This is a genomic window from Archangium lansingense, assembly GCF_026626635.1.
GTDB lineage: Bacteria > Myxococcota > Myxococcia > Myxococcales > Myxococcaceae > Archangium > Archangium lansingense.
Genome location: NZ_JAPNKA010000001.1, coordinates 10,793,563 through 10,808,194 on the forward strand (window position 1 = coordinate 10,793,563; position 14,632 = coordinate 10,808,194).

Annotated in this window: 12 protein-coding genes; 8 read left to right on the plus strand and 4 right to left on the minus strand. The window is 67.3% G+C overall.

All coding sequences use genetic code 11. From position 1 onward, the window contains the following. Nucleotides 1-41 precede the first annotated feature (41 nt). Nucleotides 42-638 carry a DUF488 domain-containing protein gene (locus OV287_RS43035; RefSeq protein WP_267539854.1) on the plus strand — a complete coding sequence of 199 codons (597 nt, stop codon included), beginning with the start codon at nt 42-44 and terminating at the stop codon, nt 636-638. Between the two features lie 18 nt (nt 639-656). Here the strand turns inward: OV287_RS43035 and OV287_RS43040 are convergent, their stop codons facing one another. From OV287_RS43040 to OV287_RS43050, 3 genes are all read right to left on the minus strand, one after another. Further along, nucleotides 657-1,526, minus strand: coding sequence for an aminotransferase class IV (locus OV287_RS43040; RefSeq protein ID WP_267539855.1), 870 nt, complete (start codon nt 1,524-1,526; stop codon nt 657-659). An 84-nt stretch (nt 1,527-1,610) separates the two neighbouring features. Then, entirely contained in the window at nt 1,611-2,792 is a 1,182-nt protein-coding gene (locus OV287_RS43045; RefSeq protein WP_267539856.1) for a P1 family peptidase, read from the minus strand. Nucleotides 2,793-2,837: 45 nt separating this feature from the next. Continuing rightward, nucleotides 2,838-3,284, minus strand: a complete 447-nt coding sequence (locus OV287_RS43050) for a hypothetical protein (RefSeq protein WP_267539857.1) — start codon at nt 3,282-3,284, stop codon at nt 2,838-2,840. A gap of 246 nt (nt 3,285-3,530) precedes the next feature. On the opposite strand from OV287_RS43050, the gene OV287_RS43055 reads away from it, so the two are divergent. From OV287_RS43055 to OV287_RS43075, 5 genes are read left to right on the plus strand one after another with little or no spacing between them, the layout of a single operon-like run. Beyond that, nucleotides 3,531-3,905, plus strand: coding sequence for a DUF488 domain-containing protein (locus tag OV287_RS43055; RefSeq protein WP_267539858.1), 375 nt, complete (start codon nt 3,531-3,533; stop codon nt 3,903-3,905). Between the two features lie 53 nt (nt 3,906-3,958). Then, entirely contained in the window at nt 3,959-4,327 is a 369-nt protein-coding gene (locus OV287_RS43060) for an Hpt domain-containing protein (protein WP_267539859.1), read from the plus strand. Nucleotides 4,328-4,329: 2 nt separating this feature from the next. Then, nucleotides 4,330-4,524 (plus strand): hypothetical protein, encoded by a 195-nt coding sequence (locus OV287_RS43065; protein WP_267539860.1) that lies wholly within the window; start codon nt 4,330-4,332, stop codon nt 4,522-4,524. Continuing rightward, the gene (locus OV287_RS43070) at nt 4,521-7,478 is read left to right on the plus strand and encodes an ATP-binding protein (RefSeq protein ID WP_267539861.1); all 2,958 of its coding nucleotides are present in this window, start codon (nt 4,521-4,523) and stop codon (nt 7,476-7,478) included. The genes OV287_RS43065 and OV287_RS43070 overlap by 4 nt, the downstream gene beginning before the upstream one ends. 10 nt (nt 7,479-7,488) lie before the next feature. Further along, the gene (locus OV287_RS43075; protein WP_267539862.1) at nt 7,489-8,229 is read left to right on the plus strand and encodes a hypothetical protein; all 741 of its coding nucleotides are present in this window, start codon (nt 7,489-7,491) and stop codon (nt 8,227-8,229) included. 55 nt (nt 8,230-8,284) lie between these two features. Here OV287_RS43075 and OV287_RS43080 read toward each other — a convergent pair whose 3' ends face one another. Continuing rightward, entirely contained in the window at nt 8,285-9,481 is a 1,197-nt protein-coding gene (locus OV287_RS43080) for a glycosyltransferase (RefSeq protein ID WP_267539863.1), read from the minus strand. A 176-nt stretch (nt 9,482-9,657) separates the two neighbouring features. On the opposite strand from OV287_RS43080, the gene OV287_RS43085 reads away from it, so the two are divergent. After that, nucleotides 9,658-11,025 (plus strand): sigma-54-dependent transcriptional regulator, encoded by a 1,368-nt coding sequence (locus tag OV287_RS43085; protein ID WP_267539864.1) that lies wholly within the window; start codon nt 9,658-9,660, stop codon nt 11,023-11,025. Nucleotides 11,026-11,140: 115 nt separating this feature from the next. Continuing rightward, on the plus strand, nt 11,141-14,617 hold the full coding sequence (locus OV287_RS43090; protein WP_267539865.1) for a hypothetical protein: 3,477 nt from the start codon (nt 11,141-11,143) through the stop codon (nt 14,615-14,617). Nucleotides 14,618-14,632: the final 15 nt, after the last annotated feature.

Consider the following 14,632-nt stretch of genomic DNA (forward strand, 5'->3'; position numbering starts at 1 on the left):
CGCCCCCCCATGCCCACCTTCGCCCAAGAGGAATACCCGCGATGGGCACCGAGCGACCGAGACGAAAGGCGCCAGGCTGGGGAAAGGCGCGCATCTACACGGTGGGCCACTCCACGCGCACGGCGGAGGAGTTGGTGGAGCTGCTCCAAGCGCACGGCATCCAGACGCTCGTGGACATCCGCACGGTGCCGCGCTCGCGCACGAATCCCCAGTTCAACCGGGACACGCTGCCCCGGACACTGGCGAAGGCGGACATCCGGTACGTGCACCTGCCCAGGCTCGGAGGACTGCGGCGAGCGCGCAAGGACTCACCCAACAGCGCGTGGCGCAACGCCAGCTTCCGAGGCTATGCGGACTACATGCAGACGGACGAGTTCGTACAGGGACTCGAGGAGCTACGGGAGCTCACACCGGACGGACCGCTGGCGCTCATGTGCGCCGAGGCGGTGCGCTGGAGGTGCCACCGCACGCTCGTGGCGGATGCGCTGTATGCCCGAGGCGTGGAGGCGCGGCACATCACCAGCCGAACCCGCGCCGAGCCGCACAAGCTCACGCCCTTCGCGGAGTTGCACGGCAGACAGGTCCTCTACCCGGGCAACCCCGATGCGACCGCCGTGCCCTCCCCCCATCCCGCCTGAAGACATGCACCCGAGGGGCTAATCACCCACGGGCCACGGCACGCCCATGTACTGGTAGAGGGCCTGCTGAAGCTGCAGCGCCATGGGCCCCCGACGCCCCTCTCCCACCGGCTGACCATCGAGCGACACCACCGGCTGCACGTCCGTCGTCGTGCCCACCAGCAACAGCTCCTCCCACCGCGGGCGCTCATCCAGCCGCACCGGGCGCTCGACGACATGCAGTTGCATGTCACGCGCCAGCTCGAGGACGACGTCGCGCGTAACGCTGGGAAGGATGTGATGGCCCTTGGGGTGCGTGAAGAGGGTGTCTTCCATCACCACCATCACCGTGGTGGAGGCGCCCTCGGTGACGACGCCATCTCGCACCAGCACGGCCTCCCACGCGCCGGCCTCCTTCGCCTGCTGCTTGGCAAGGATGTTGGGCAGCAGGTTCACCGTCTTGATGTCGCAGCGCGCCCAGCGCAGGTCGGGGAGCGTGACGGCGCTGACACCTCGCTGACGCATCTCCCACGGAATCTGGAACGAGGAAGCCGCGAGGTACACCGTGGCGGCCGTGCCCGCGGGCGGGAAGGCATGGGTGCGCGGAGCCGCGCCGCGTGTCACCTGCATGTACACCGTGGCCTCGCCACCCGTCAGCCCGTTCTCCGCCAACAGCCGCTCACTGAGGGCGCGCACGTGCTCACGGGTGAAGTCCGGCGGAGGCTGGATGCGCAGCTGCGCGAGGCCACTCTCGAGCCGGCGCCAGTGGGCCTCCTCGGCGAAGAGCCGCCCGCCCAGCGCGCGCGTCACCTCGTACACGCCGTCACCGAAGAGGAAGCCCCGGTCGTCCACCGGAATGCGGGCCTCGTGCGAGGGGAGAAACTGGCCGTTGAGGTAGACGACGGACATAGAGCGCTCCGGCAGGGAAGAATGACGGGCCCGCAGCGTAGCCGCGCCGTCCCTGCTTCGGCGGAAAACTCACCCGTCGGGCGTCTACTTCACACCACCGTCGGAGCCCCCCGCCGCGCCCGGCGCCTGTCCGATGCCGTGGCGCACGAGCACGTCCCGCACACGGTCGAGCGGAAGCGCCTCTACCGTCTGGCCATTGCCGCTCATCGGCGTGGCCATGAAGAGCGAGTTGTAGATAGCCTCCTCGGTGGCCTCGACTACCGCCTGGAAGAGTGGGGAGAGCGCATCGTTGCCCAATTCCTCCCCCTTCAACTGCTCGGCAGTCCAGGCGTGGCGCACCTGGGGCGCGGTGGAGAAGGCGATGACGTAGTCCCCCGAACCATTGGAGGCGGACGAGCCAGTACGCCCCAGACCCAACACAGCGCGCTCGGCGAGGCGGCGCAGGTTGCGGTGGGTGATGGGGGCGTCCGTCGCCACCACGATGATGATGGAGCCATCCCCGCGCTCGGCCTCGATGTCCTGCTTGAAGGCATAACGACCGAGGGCCTGGCCCACTGGCGCGCCCATCACCTGCAACACGCCACCATAGTTGCTCTGTACCAGCACCCCGACGGTCCAGCCACCCAGCCGCCGAGGCAACACACGCGAGGAAGTGCCAATGCCTCCCTTCCATCCAAAGGCCACCGTGCCGGTGCCCGCTCCGACACTGCCCTCAGCCACCGGGCCACTGGTAGCCGAGGCCAGGGCAGCGCGTACCTCCTTGGCTCCCACGGGCCGCGTACGGATGGCGTTGAGGCGGCCGTCGTTCGTCTCCCCCACCACAGGGTTGAGCGAGCGCACGTCCTTCATCCCCGGCTGCTCCAGCATCCACTCCACCAGCGCATCCGCCGCCTTCCACACGCACAGCGTACAGGTCAGGAGGATGGGCGACTCGAGTTCCCCAAGCTCGTTCACCTGCGTGCTGCCCACCAGCTTGCCGAAGCCGTTGGCCACGTGGATGGCCGCGGGGACGCGCTCCAGGTACGCATTGCCCTCGTGCGGGAGGATGGCCGTCACGCCCGTGCGGACGGTGTCCCCGGAGATAAGCGTGGCATGGCCGACGCGCACCCCAGAGACATCCGTGAGGGCATTGTGCGTGCCGGGCTTGAAGATGCCGGGGGAAACGCCCAGCTCACGGGCGCGCTGACGCCCCGTGTCCTTCGGGGGTGGTGCCCCCACGGTAGCCGTGCTCATGAGGAGTGCTCCGATGACGAGTGCCTTGCGCATGGAAGCGCCGTCTTAGCATCTCGAGAGGGGCCCGGAGCCTGGCGCTCAATCACTCCGCTCAGCGTGTGACTGAAGCTGATGACGCACGCTCGCGGCCTCGGCCACGAAACCGGTGCGCTCCATCAAGGTTGCCATCCAGGTCAGCGCCGAGCCCATGTCGGAGACAATGACATACGGCGCGGCCAGCGGCCGGATATGGAAGTAAAGGCTCATGGCCACTCGCACGAAAGGCGACGTAACGATGAAGGCCGTTCCGCGCCCCCAGGTGCGCACCAGCACAGCGTGGCTCTGGTCCCATACCATCTGCCGCCGGCGCTGCGTGCTGTTGGGCATGCTGACCTGGCTCGTGTCGACGATGCAGAAGTACGGCTCCTGCCGATGAACGTAGCTGGACAGCCGCGTCAGGCACTCCTCGTACTCCTCGTCCGACTGGGTCGCCGGGTAGCGGATGGTGAGCAGGGGCCAGAGTGAATCATCGAAGGTGACGGGCATACGCACTCCCCCCGCCGTGGAGCGAAGGCCTCTGACCGGTCCCCCTACCACAAGCACCCTCTTGAACCGAGCTTGCGGTACGCCGGGGCCAGACGACGCAGGCGCGGCGGGTGCAGGAGAGGGGCCTGGAGGTGATCCCCAGCCACGAGATGCTGCCGGCGCGGCACTGGAGGCCGCCCGGTATCCATAGGAGCGAGCGGGCGTTCGTGACAGGATGGCCTGGAACCATCCCGGTGTTTCCAACAGATGCCGATCAAGACCAGCCGCTGGTGCGTTCCCGCGGAGCCCGATGACGGGTTGCGCATCCTGATCTGCCGCTTCCGTCCACGCGGGCTCCCCAAGGCGAAAGAGACCTGGGACGTGTGGATGAAGGACCTGGGTCCCAGTCCGCCGCTCCTCGCCGCCTTCCAGGGCAAGGGGCAGACGCCTATCACGCTCGATGCCTACCGCGAGCGCTACCTGCAGGAGATGGAGCCCCAGAGCGAGGTGATCGCCGGACTCGCGGCCCGCGTGGACCGCGGAGAGACGATCACCCTGCTGTGCTCCAAGGACTGCATCATCGACAAGGCGTGCCACCGCACCATCCTCGCCGAGCTCATCGAGGCCGCCCGGGCGAAGTGAGCCCCGAGGAAGGGGTTTTTCCGCCTTACACAGGTAGGGCAGAATGCCGGCCCATGGAGCAGCAGGTCCTCGCGATGGATGTGCGGCAACTGGATAAGCTGAGCGTGCTTCAGGACGCGGACGCCCCCAACCTGGTGGCGGACATGGCCCGTGGCTATCTCGGCCGTACCCCTCCGAGGATCAGCCGGATGCGGGAGCTGCTGGCCGCGGGAAACGCCAGCCAGCTCGCGAATGAGGCCCACGGCCTGGCGACGAGCAGCGGGATGTTCGGGATGATGCGGGTGCGTCAGCACTGCAAGGCGCTGGAGAACCTCGCACGGAGCCCGTCGCTGGACGGAGCGGAGGCGCTGCTGGTCCAGGTGGAGCAGGCCTACGCGGAGGCACGGCCCCTGCTGATGGCACAGCTCGGCATCCAGGAGTGACGATGAAGCAGGCTTCCGGGCCGGGCGGACAGCCGGTCATGCTCTCGCTGTTCGTCTTCGCCGTGGCGGCGCTGCTCTTTGGCTCGCCGCTGCGCCAGGTCTGGCTGCGCGAGGGCGCCCCCTGGTATCAGCCCTTCGCCGTGTGGCTCGGCGTCATCGTGCTCGGCGCCTGGGCCGCTCGCCGGAGCGCACCATGACGTTCGAGCTCGGTACGCTCGTTATCGTCTCCCTCGCCTACCTGCTGGTGCTGTTCCTCATCGCCTACGCCGCCGAGCGCGGGCTCATCCCCGCCCGCATCACCCAGCACCCACTCGCCTATGCCCTGGCGCTCGGCGTCTACGCCACCTCCTGGTCCTACTTCGGCAGCGTGGGCTATGCCGCCCAGCACGGCTTCCGCTACCTGGCCATCTACCTGGGTGCCACCCTCTCCTGCCTGCTCGTCCCAGTGCTGTGGCGCCCGCTGCTCGAGCTCACCCGGCAGCTCCAGCTCACCTCGCTGGCGGACCTCCTCGCCTTCCGCTACCCGGGACAGGCCACCGGCACCGGGGTGACGCTGGTGCTGCTGGCCGGCACCCTGCCCTACCTGGCCCTGCAGGTGCGCGCCGTCGTCGAGTCCGCGCGAGTCCTCAGCCCCTCGGCCTCTGCCACCACGCTGGGCCTGGGCTTCTGCGCCATCACCATCGTCTTCTCCGTCCTCTTCGGCGCCCGCTACGTCACCCCGCGGGAGCGTCACGAGGGGCTCGCACTCGCCATCGCCTTCGAGTCCCTGGTGAAGGTTGTAGCCCTGGTGCTCGCGGGAGCCTGGGCGGTGACGTCCGTCTTCGGTGGCCCCGAGGGCCTCCAGGCCTGGCTTGACGCGCACCCCGAGGCCCTGCGCGCCATGCAGCAACCCGCGCGCGAGGGCTCCTGGGCCCCGATGCTCGTCATCTCCTGCGCCGCCGCCTTCCTCATCCCGCGCCAGTATCACGTGGCCTTCACGGAGAGCCCCGAGCGAGACACCCTCTCCACCGCCACCTGGGCCTTCCCGCTCCTGCTCCTGCTGATGAACATGGCCGTGCCGCTCATCCTCTGGTCCGGCATCGCGCTGGGCCTGCCGGGGTCCGCGGACTTCCATGTGCTCGCCGTGCCCGCGGCCCGAGGAGCCCCCGCGCTCGCGCTGCTGGCCTTCCTCGGCGGCATCTCCGCCTCCAGCGCCATGGTCATCGTCACCACCCTGGCCATGGCGCCGATGTGCCTCACGCACCTGGTGCTGCCGCTGGGCTACGCACGGGCTCCGGGCAACCTGTACCGCCGGCTGCTCTGGGCCCGGCGTGTCCTCATCGCCGCCATCATCCTCGCCGGCTACGGCTTCTACCTGCAGCTGGACAGACGGGCCGCGGGGTTGGTGGACCTGGGGCTCGTCGCCTTCGTTGGCGTGGCGCAGTTCATCCCCGGCCTGCTTGGGCTGCTCTTCTGGCCTCGGGCCACGCGCGCGGGATTCCTCTCGGGCCTGGCCGCTGGCACCACCGCCTGGGTCCTGCTGCTGCTCGGACCCCTGTTGAGTGGCCGCGGCCTGCCCGCCTGGGCCCGGGAGCTAGAGGTGCTCCTGGGTTTCGACACCATCGAGCCCTGGAGCTTCGTCACCTTCGTCTCCCTCACCCTCAACACCCTGGCCTTCATGGGACTCTCGCTGGCCACGCGCTCCTCGCCCGAGGAGGCCGAGGCGGCGAGGCTGTGCGCGCGCGAGGCTCCCTCCCTCGCCGCGGGCAGCGTGACGGCTGGCTCTCCAGACGAGTTCCGCCGCCAGCTCGCCCCCGTGCTGGGACCGGAGGCCGCCACCGCCGAGCTGGACCGGGCACTCCACGAACTGGGGATGTCCGAGGGCGAGCGCCGCCCCGCCGAGCTGCGCCGATTGAGGGACCAGATTGAGCGCAACCTGTCCGGCCTGCTCGGGCCGGTGCTGGCGCGGCTGGCGGTGAGCGAGGCGCTGCAGGTGGACCCGCGGGCACGCACGGCGCTGGCCGAGCAGCTTCGCTTCGTGGAGGAGCGGCTGCGCGACGCGCGGGGCATGACGGGCCCGGTGCGCGAGCTGGAGGCAGTACGGCGCTACCTCCAGCGCATTCTCGAGGAGCTCCCGCTGGGAGCCTGCGCGCTGGGGCCGGACCAGGACGTGGTCATCTGGAACGAGGCGTTGGAGCGACTCTCCGGCTTGAGGTCCAAGGAGGTGCGAGGCCAGACACTAGCGCGACTGCCAGAACCGTGGGGCGAGCTGCTCGCCGGCTTCGCCTCGGGTCCAGACGCGAATGCCGAGATGCAGGTGAAGCTGGAAGGCCGGGAGCGCATCCTCCGGCTGCACCGCTCGCTGGCTCTCTCCTCGGAGACCCCGGAGCAAGAGTCCGAGCGCATGGAAGGCGCGGTATTGCTGGTGGAGGACCTGACCGAGCGCAAGGCGATGGACGCGCGGCTGGCGCACCAGGACCGGCTGGCGTCGGTGGGGCGGGTGGCCGCGGGCGTGGCGCACGAGATTGGCAACCCGCTGACGGCCATCACCAGCGTGGCGCAGAACCTCCGCTACGAAGAGGACCCAGCGGAGATCCGCGAGCGGGTGCAGCTCATCCTCCAGCAGGCCCGGCGCATCGACGCCATCGTGCGGGCGCTCGTCACCTTCAGCCACGCGGGGGTGACGGGGGGCAACAGCGTGCCAGTCACCCGAGTGCCGCTGGCGCCGCTGTTGACCGAGGCCGCGCAGCTCGCGCGCCTGGGCCGGAAAGAAGCCGACGTGAGGTGCGTGAGCCACTGCCCCGAGGGCCTGGAGGTGGTGGGCAACACGCAGCGGCTGGAGCAGGTCTTCGTGAACCTCGTCACCAACGCCATCGACGCCTCACCGCGAGGCGGGCAGGTGGAGCTCTTCGCCGGGGAGGACGGGGAGCAGGTGCGAGTGCGCGTGGTGGACCAGGGCCACGGGATTCCGCCCGAGCTGGCGCAGCGCATCTTCGAGCCCTTCTTCACCACCAAGCAGCCCGGAGAGGGCACGGGGCTCGGACTCGCGCTGGTGTCCAGCATCGTCCGGGAGCACGGCGGCACGCTGGAGGTGGACAGCCAGCCCGGCGCCAGCACCACCTTCACCGTCGTCCTGCCAAACGCGAACCGCTCGGCGGCGAGCGCCGTGTAGAGTCCGAACGATGGAACCCATCGTGGAGCCCATCATCCCGACATCTGAATACGTGCGGATGCTGATCGGAGGCCTGGCCGCCCTCGCCAGCGGGCTGTCGTCCTGGAAGGCCAGCCAGCGGTCGATCGCGGTGACCTTCCTGATGTTCGTGGCCAGCACCACCCTGGCGGGGCTCCTCCTGCGGGAGCGCTTCCCCTTGATGGCCGGCATGCCCTACCACGAGTATCTCGGCCCCCTCTGGTGGAGCCTCGCAATCGCCAGCGTCCTTCCCATGCCCATCCTGTCACTGGCGGGGGTCGTGAGTTGGGCGCGGCGCGAACGGCCTCGTGCCCGGAATTACGTGGGAGGCCTCCTGCTCGTCATCCTGTACGTGGCCATGGCCAGGAAGGCGATGAGCACCGCGCTCTTCTCCTCCCTCAGCCCACAGGAATTGACCCTGGGCCTGTTCCCCCTCGCGCTGGCAATGCTGTCGTGGCAGGCAAGCCGGCGCTGGATTCCCGTGACCCTGCTGCTACTGCTGGCCGGGATGGGGGGCGTGTGGCTCACCGCCACGATGTCCTGCTCCGGCGACATGGTCATCAACGGAGCGTTCACGTCCTACTCCTCCGCGCCCTTCGGCTGTGGCCCACTGATGCCGTTCGTCCTGCCTCTGCCCGTCCTGTCGATGGTGGGCCTCGGCCAGTGGGTGATGCGCCGACGCCAGGGTGGGCAGCCCCACCCCGAGCAGGAAGCAACCACGTCATCGGTGTGATGGGACACGAGGGAGTGGCCGCCTCCGGGCACGACCCGTCGAGGCGGCAGGCACCTCAACCCCCGGCGAGCTGGGGAGTCTTCTCCTTCGCGAGTTTCTCCAGCAGTTCCACCGCCCTGGCCAGGCCCGGCAGCGCCCGAGCCTCCGCCTGGAAGCGCCGCGCGTTCTCCCGGTACGAGGGCGTGTGCAGCACGTCCCGCACCGCCTCGCGGATGCTCTCCGGCGTCATCTCGAGGGGAGGAACCACGCGTGCCACGCCCAGCTCCCTGCACCGTGCGGCGTTCATCGGCTGGTCCGCGGCAATCGGCACGAGGACCAGGGGCAGCCCCTGGTCGAGCGCGGCCGTCGTGCTGTTGTAGCCCCCGTGCAGGATGGCCAGGTCCACCTTGGGGAAGAGCAGCGTCTGGGGAATGTAGCGCTCCACGTGCACGTGGGCCGGCTGTGGACCGAGCACCGCCGGATCCAGATCGCGCCCCACCGTCACCACCAGCTCCACGGGCTCCTCGCGGACGCCCTGCACCAGCGTCCGCAACACGCCGACCACCTTGTTGAAGACGGTCCCCAGCGTCACGTAGACGACCGGCTTCCCCTTCGTACCGAGCTGCGCGGCCCACTCGGGCAGGCGCTCGTCACCGGACTGGTCGAAGATGGCCGGCTGGAAGTAGTGCGTCGTGGAGGGCAGCTTGCCCCCCAGGTAGTGCGGCGTGACGAAGCACAGGTGCAGGTAGCGGTACAGCGACCGCAGCTCCGGGTCTGGCGGTAGCCCCACCGTGGCGCGCACCTCGTCGAGCCGGGTGATCACCACCGGGTTGTCGAAATCCTCGGGCAGGGCGGCACCGACCTGGACGGAGGCGCACGGGATGCCGAGGTGCTCGCTGGCGATGGCCGCGCCGAACTCCATCGAGTCACGAACGAACAGGTCCGGGCGCCAGGTGGACGCCAGGGAGACCAGGTCGGGCACCATGTTCCGCGCGAAGCGGCCGACGAAGTTGTTGGCCATGTGCTCGAACCGGGCCTCGCGCGACATCCGCATCGCGCTCTCCGCCATCTGTGCCATCGCGCCCGCGTCCTGCAGCTGCGGCCAATCGCCTCCGGCGGGGAAGAAGCGGAAGCCGCCGCTCTCGACGCTCTTGCGGAGATTCTCGGAGGTGGCGAAGGCGACCTCGTTGCCCGCCTGCTGGAGCGCCCGGGCAACGGGGACAAGGGGATGGTAGTGGCCGGAGCCGGGAATCGCGGTGAAGAGGATGCGCATGGTGAGGTGCCTGGGGTGAGAGTCGCGGCCGGATAACCTCTGCGCGCACCCGGTGCCACCACGAATCAGCGCCACCCTCTCATGACGCACCTCGTCATCCCACCTGAGAGGTAGACAGGAGGCGGGGTCACGAGACTAGCCTGATGGTCAGGACTTCCGAGGGTTTCGAACAGCGCATGAGCCGCATCCTGGTCATCGAGGACGAGCCCATCATCCGCACCGAGCTGAAGCGGCTGTTGACGCGCGCGGGGCACGAGGTGGCCGAAGCCGGCGCGGTGCACGAGGCCGAGGCTGGCTACGAGCTGGACGCGTTCGACCTCATCTTGAGCGACCTGCGCCTGCCAGGCTCGCCGGGCACGGACGTCATCGCCAAGGCGCCGAGCGTGCCAGTGCTCATCATGACCAGCTACGCCACGGTGCGCTCGGCGGTGGAGGCGATGAAGCTAGGAGCGGTGGACTACATCGCCAAGCCCTTCGACCACGACGAGCTGCTGCTTCAGGTGGAGCGAGTGCTGCGCGAGGGCCGGCTGACGCGCCAGAACGCCGCGCTCAAGCGCGAGGTGGAGCGCGTGTACGCGGTGGGCGGAATCGTGGGCCACTGCACGGCCATGCGTGACGTCTTCGAGCGCATCCGCAAGGTCGCGGCCTCGCCGGCCACGGTGCTGGTGCTGGGCGAGTCGGGCACGGGCAAGGAGTTGGTGGCGCGCGCCATCCACGCGCAGAGCCCGCGGCGCGACGGTCCGCTGGTGGCCGTCAACTGCGCCGCCATCCCCGACAGCTTGTTGGAGTCCGAGCTGTTCGGCCACGAGAAGGGTGCCTTCACCGGAGCGCAGGCGGCGCACGCAGGCCTGGTGGAGAGCGCGGATGGAGGCACGCTCTTCCTCGACGAGATTGGCGAGCTGCCCGCGCCCGCCCAGGCGCGCCTGCTGCGGATGCTGCAAGACGGAGAGGTGCGGCGGGTGGGCGCCACGCGCTCGCGCAAGGTGGACACGCGCATCATCGCCGCCACGCACCGGGACCTGCCCAGGCGCGTGCAGGAGGGCAGCTTCCGGCAGGACCTCTACTTCCGCCTGCGCGTGGTGGAGATCAAGCTGCCGCCCCTGCGCGAGCGCGGTGAGGATGTGCCCGCGCTCGCCAGGCACCTGCTGGAGAAGGCGTGTCAGCGGCTCCACCAGCCGCCCGCGACGCTCTCGCCCGAGGCGCTCGTGGCCATCACCGCGCACCCTTGGCCCGGCAATGTGCGCGAGCTGGAGAACGCCATCGAGCGCGCCGTCATCCTCGCCGACAGGCCGGTCATCACCCCCGGACTGCTCGCGCTGGAGCCCGGCGGCAATGGCGCCTTCGAAACGCCCGAGCTGCCCGAGCCGGGGCTCGGAATCGAGGGCAGCGCTTCACCGGACTCGCTGGAGGAGTACTTCCGCCGCTTCGTGCTGGAGCACCAGGACAAGCTGGGCGAGACGGAGCTGGCACGCCGGCTGGGCATCAGCCGCAAGGCGTTGTGGGAGCGGCGTCAGCGGCTCGGCATTCCTCGCACCCGCGCCTGAGCCGACTCCGAGCACCAGTCCCAGGACCCATCCGCGAGATGACGCAAGTGGCGCTCTCGTCGAATTACGCTAAGACATGAAGTGGACCAGCAGGGGCTCCACTAGGGGGATGTTGATGCCGCAGCAGCGTGAGCGAACGAAACTGCAGCCTCGCAGTGAAGCAGGCCCCATCAGAGAGAGGAAGCAACTCACTGCGGAGCAGGACTCCGCCGGTGATCAGGCCTCGGCACTCCTTCGCGCGATAGCCAAAGCAAGCCCACTAACGCGGCGCCCCATTCCGGAGGCACGCCGCTTCCTGCCCGTCATCGATGAAGTGCGGACCAATCACATCATCCTGCTCGATGGAAAACGTGGTTCGGGCAAATCCGCGCTCCTGCTCACCTTGCTGATGGGGTATTCCGAGACACTGCTGAATGGACAGCCGCTCCCGGGGTTTGAAGATTGGTTCGATCCCGCGGACCGGATTGTGCCGGTGGGGCACGTGGACCTTCAGCCCCAGCCCGCCTCCACGAACCTCCTGCTCCTGCTGATGGCGAGCCTGGAGCGGGTGGTCCACACGCTCTGGCCACAACGCGAGCGAGGTAAGCCCGGGGCCCAGCCGTGGCACATCCCCGCGCCGGACGAGCCCACCTCTCTGAGGTACTGGCGTAACTTCGTTCGTGTCGCCGCGAGCAGCGGGGGCGGCAACGTTCAGGATCGCAAGAAGGTGCTCGACCCCGAGGCATTCGCCCTCGAGCAAGCGAAGGAGGACTTCCGGCGGCTCGACCTGCAGACGGTGTTCCGTGAATTCATGGATGCATTGACGCAGGACTACCTCAATCTCACCCATCAGAGCTCCGGCCCCCAGCCATTGTTCCTACTCGCCATCGACGATGCCGATATGAACCCGTGGCTTTCCGCAGGGTTGTTGGAGGTGATCCGCAAGCTGTACCACCCGCGGCTTGCATTCCTCCTCACGGGTGACAGCTCGCTCTTCGTTGAGATGCTGAAGCAGGAACTGGCCCGGGACGTGCGACGGGACTCACAGCCGCTGACGGACGACGAGAAGGCGCGCTACGAAACACTGGCACTGGAGATCTACGCGAAGGTGATTCCGCAGGGGCACAGGTGCATGTTGCCTGCCCTGCCGGAAGAGGAGCGTCTCTCCGCACTCCCGGAGCTCGAGAAGTTCCTGAGGACCATCCCCATCCAGCCGCGCAGGGGGGTCGCTGACAAGCAACCGCTGTCACTCCGCGATTATCTTCAGTACGGCTCGCAGGTACGGGAAGCGATGCCCGAACGGCTCAGGACTTTATGGGATCTCTACGGTGAACTCGCACTCGCCGACACGCGGGCAAAGCAGACAGGTGCTGAGGACGCCCGGGCTGCTACGGCAATCGAAACATTCTGGCATTCCGTGTTACGCGACGTTCACGGGAATTCCGAACTGGAGAGAAACCTCCGTGAGGTGATTCATCGCTCGCGGTCGAAGCCATGGCAGCTACGAATAGAGGAAGGTCTCATCGCCACACCATCCCTGCGAAGCTGGACCACGTACCCGGTCGGCAATGGATGGCGACTGGTGACTGAAACGCCCGAGAAATTCCGCTTGGCACTGCGGGGAAAGGAGTTGGATCCTCAGACGACAGCTGCCATCATCCTGGCGACTGATTTCGCCGCAGACGATATTCGCGGTGCATTTGGCGCGCGTTCACCCGCGATTCTGGGTTTACGTATCCCAGTATTTGCCCATGGCATTGGCTCCCTGGCACAGGGAGTCCAGATCGTAGCGCCCTGGCTCATTCCTGAGTGGGCCTCGTTCGAGGATCTTTACGAGCTGAAGGAAAGCTGGGAACTCGGCCTGATATTCACGGACGAAAGGCCGACAATCCCTGATTACCTTGCACGCCACTTCCTGTCCTCCGTACTCAGCGTGGGAAAGCGTCCACGCTTTGCCACAAAATCGGCGCTGGAGGCGAATCACGTAGCGGAAGCAACTTCGAAGTCCGAGCAGGACTACGTGCTGCTCGATTGGGCTCCCTTGGCTGAGAAATTGGTTGCGCTTACGCGTAGGCCGAATGACTCACCACGACTGTCCTCGATGTCAGAATGGGCCATCTCGAGAGCAGGGCTGCTCGCGGCGCCCGAGTCAGGACTCCCACCGAAGGTCGCCAATGAGTTTCTGCGAGTTCTGCGCACTGCCTTCGGCAAGAACTGGGAGCAGGTAAGAAGGGAACTTCGGAAGACGCGTCGTGCACGCCTTGCACTGAACCCGCTACAGGAAGACATCCCCACAGACAAGAACACCTCGATTCAGCAAATCGACGAGCTGTTTCCTGAGCATGAATTCGGAAATGTGGTCGAGCAGCGCTCCTCGCAACGTGCAACGGACCACATGCTGGGAGAATTCCGGAATGCACTCAATAGTGTTCGGATTCGCTGGCTACGCTCGATCACCGGAGAATCTGGCTCCGCATCATTACTGACCTATCTCACTCCTTACCGACTGAACTTGTTGGAGGATGTACCTCCTTCATTCTTCAGCCCGGCCACGGAAATCCTGCTCCGGCATCAGAATATCTCGGGCGAAGCCACACCAGCCCTGATGGCACTCTGGCGTTTTGCATGTGATTGGAGTGGTGTCGACGAGCACGTGCGCAATGCGGTCCGGGAAGAACGCGGGACGTTGGTCATCGATCAGCGATTCCTGAACGGAATTTCTGGGGAGGAGCGGCTGGTCGCAACCTACATGGTGGGCACCGACCAAACCGCGCAGCGGGTGCGGCTGTGGGCGACAGAAGAGTTCCAGACCGAAATGAGCACACTCCAGGTGTGGGCAGCCCGGAGCAGGTTGGAAGAGCTGACCCCACTGCTCGAGGTGCTCCTCCGGATGGTGCATGACTACAGCATGGACCAGCAGGGCAGGAGCAACCCGATGCTCTTCGCCTCCACCAAGCGCATGGCTTGGCCGGGTACGAAGTTCCATTACATGAACCATGACTATTTCCCTTGGATGATTCCGGGCTGGCAGACCTTGCTGGAGAAGGAGCTGCTCGAACTCGCCTGGAACGAGCGGGTGGCGGATGTGAAGAACGCCAATCCCTCCGGGGCTCGCGGAGAGGGTGGTCAGTATGTGGACGCACTGGCCTACTGGCTCCTTCGCTCCAACCAACTGCTCTTCAGGAGGGGGAACCTCGAGAGGGAGCTGAACATGGCACTCACCCCCTACGACTGGGAACAGGTGATAAAGCCATACTTCCAAAAGCAGGGTGAACCCCACCAATCTCGGGATTCGGTGTTCAACGCATGGATCGAGGAGCTGCCTTTGATGGCGGCCCCCGAGTATGGGCTCTCCCAAGTAGCGGCGGAGGCGCTCCTGAACTCTGTCATCGAATCAACGCTCGCCAAGGAAATTGATTTGCCCGGCTATTGGCACCAGCGGCGTGAAAAGCGGCTGGTGCAGGCGGGGGTTCCAGAGGCCAGGGTCAAGGACTTCCTGCGCAGCATGGACGATGAGCGGAAGGACCACCCGTGGGTCTCGCTGATGGGAAAGCCACGCCCCCCTCGTTCCGGCCCAGCTGGTGGCAGCCGGAAGAAGCCACCGCAGAGCTAGACTCCTCCAGGGCCC

What these genes read in the sequence shown, in the direction of transcription:
- OV287_RS43075 (WP_267539862.1), top strand. Translation starts at nt 7,489, where the DNA reads ATGGAACCCATCGTGGAGCCCATCATCCCGACATCTGAATACGTGCGG.
- OV287_RS43080 (WP_267539863.1), bottom strand. Translation starts at nt 9,481, where the DNA reads ATGCGCATCCTCTTCACCGCGATTCCCGGCTCCGGCCACTACCATCCC.
- OV287_RS43045 (WP_267539856.1), bottom strand. Translation starts at nt 2,792, where the DNA reads ATGCGCAAGGCACTCGTCATCGGAGCACTCCTCATGAGCACGGCTACC.
- OV287_RS43085 (WP_267539864.1), top strand. Translation starts at nt 9,658, where the DNA reads ATGAGCCGCATCCTGGTCATCGAGGACGAGCCCATCATCCGCACCGAG.
- OV287_RS43070 (WP_267539861.1), top strand. Translation starts at nt 4,521, where the DNA reads ATGACGTTCGAGCTCGGTACGCTCGTTATCGTCTCCCTCGCCTACCTG.
- OV287_RS43090 (WP_267539865.1), top strand. Translation starts at nt 11,141, where the DNA reads ATGCCGCAGCAGCGTGAGCGAACGAAACTGCAGCCTCGCAGTGAAGCA.
- OV287_RS43065 (WP_267539860.1), top strand. Translation starts at nt 4,330, where the DNA reads ATGAAGCAGGCTTCCGGGCCGGGCGGACAGCCGGTCATGCTCTCGCTG.
- OV287_RS43055 (WP_267539858.1), top strand. Translation starts at nt 3,531, where the DNA reads ATGCCGATCAAGACCAGCCGCTGGTGCGTTCCCGCGGAGCCCGATGAC.
- OV287_RS43035 (WP_267539854.1), top strand. Translation starts at nt 42, where the DNA reads ATGGGCACCGAGCGACCGAGACGAAAGGCGCCAGGCTGGGGAAAGGCG.
- OV287_RS43040 (WP_267539855.1), bottom strand. Translation starts at nt 1,526, where the DNA reads ATGTCCGTCGTCTACCTCAACGGCCAGTTTCTCCCCTCGCACGAGGCC.
- OV287_RS43060 (WP_267539859.1), top strand. Translation starts at nt 3,959, where the DNA reads ATGGAGCAGCAGGTCCTCGCGATGGATGTGCGGCAACTGGATAAGCTG.
- OV287_RS43050 (WP_267539857.1), bottom strand. Translation starts at nt 3,284, where the DNA reads ATGCCCGTCACCTTCGATGATTCACTCTGGCCCCTGCTCACCATCCGC.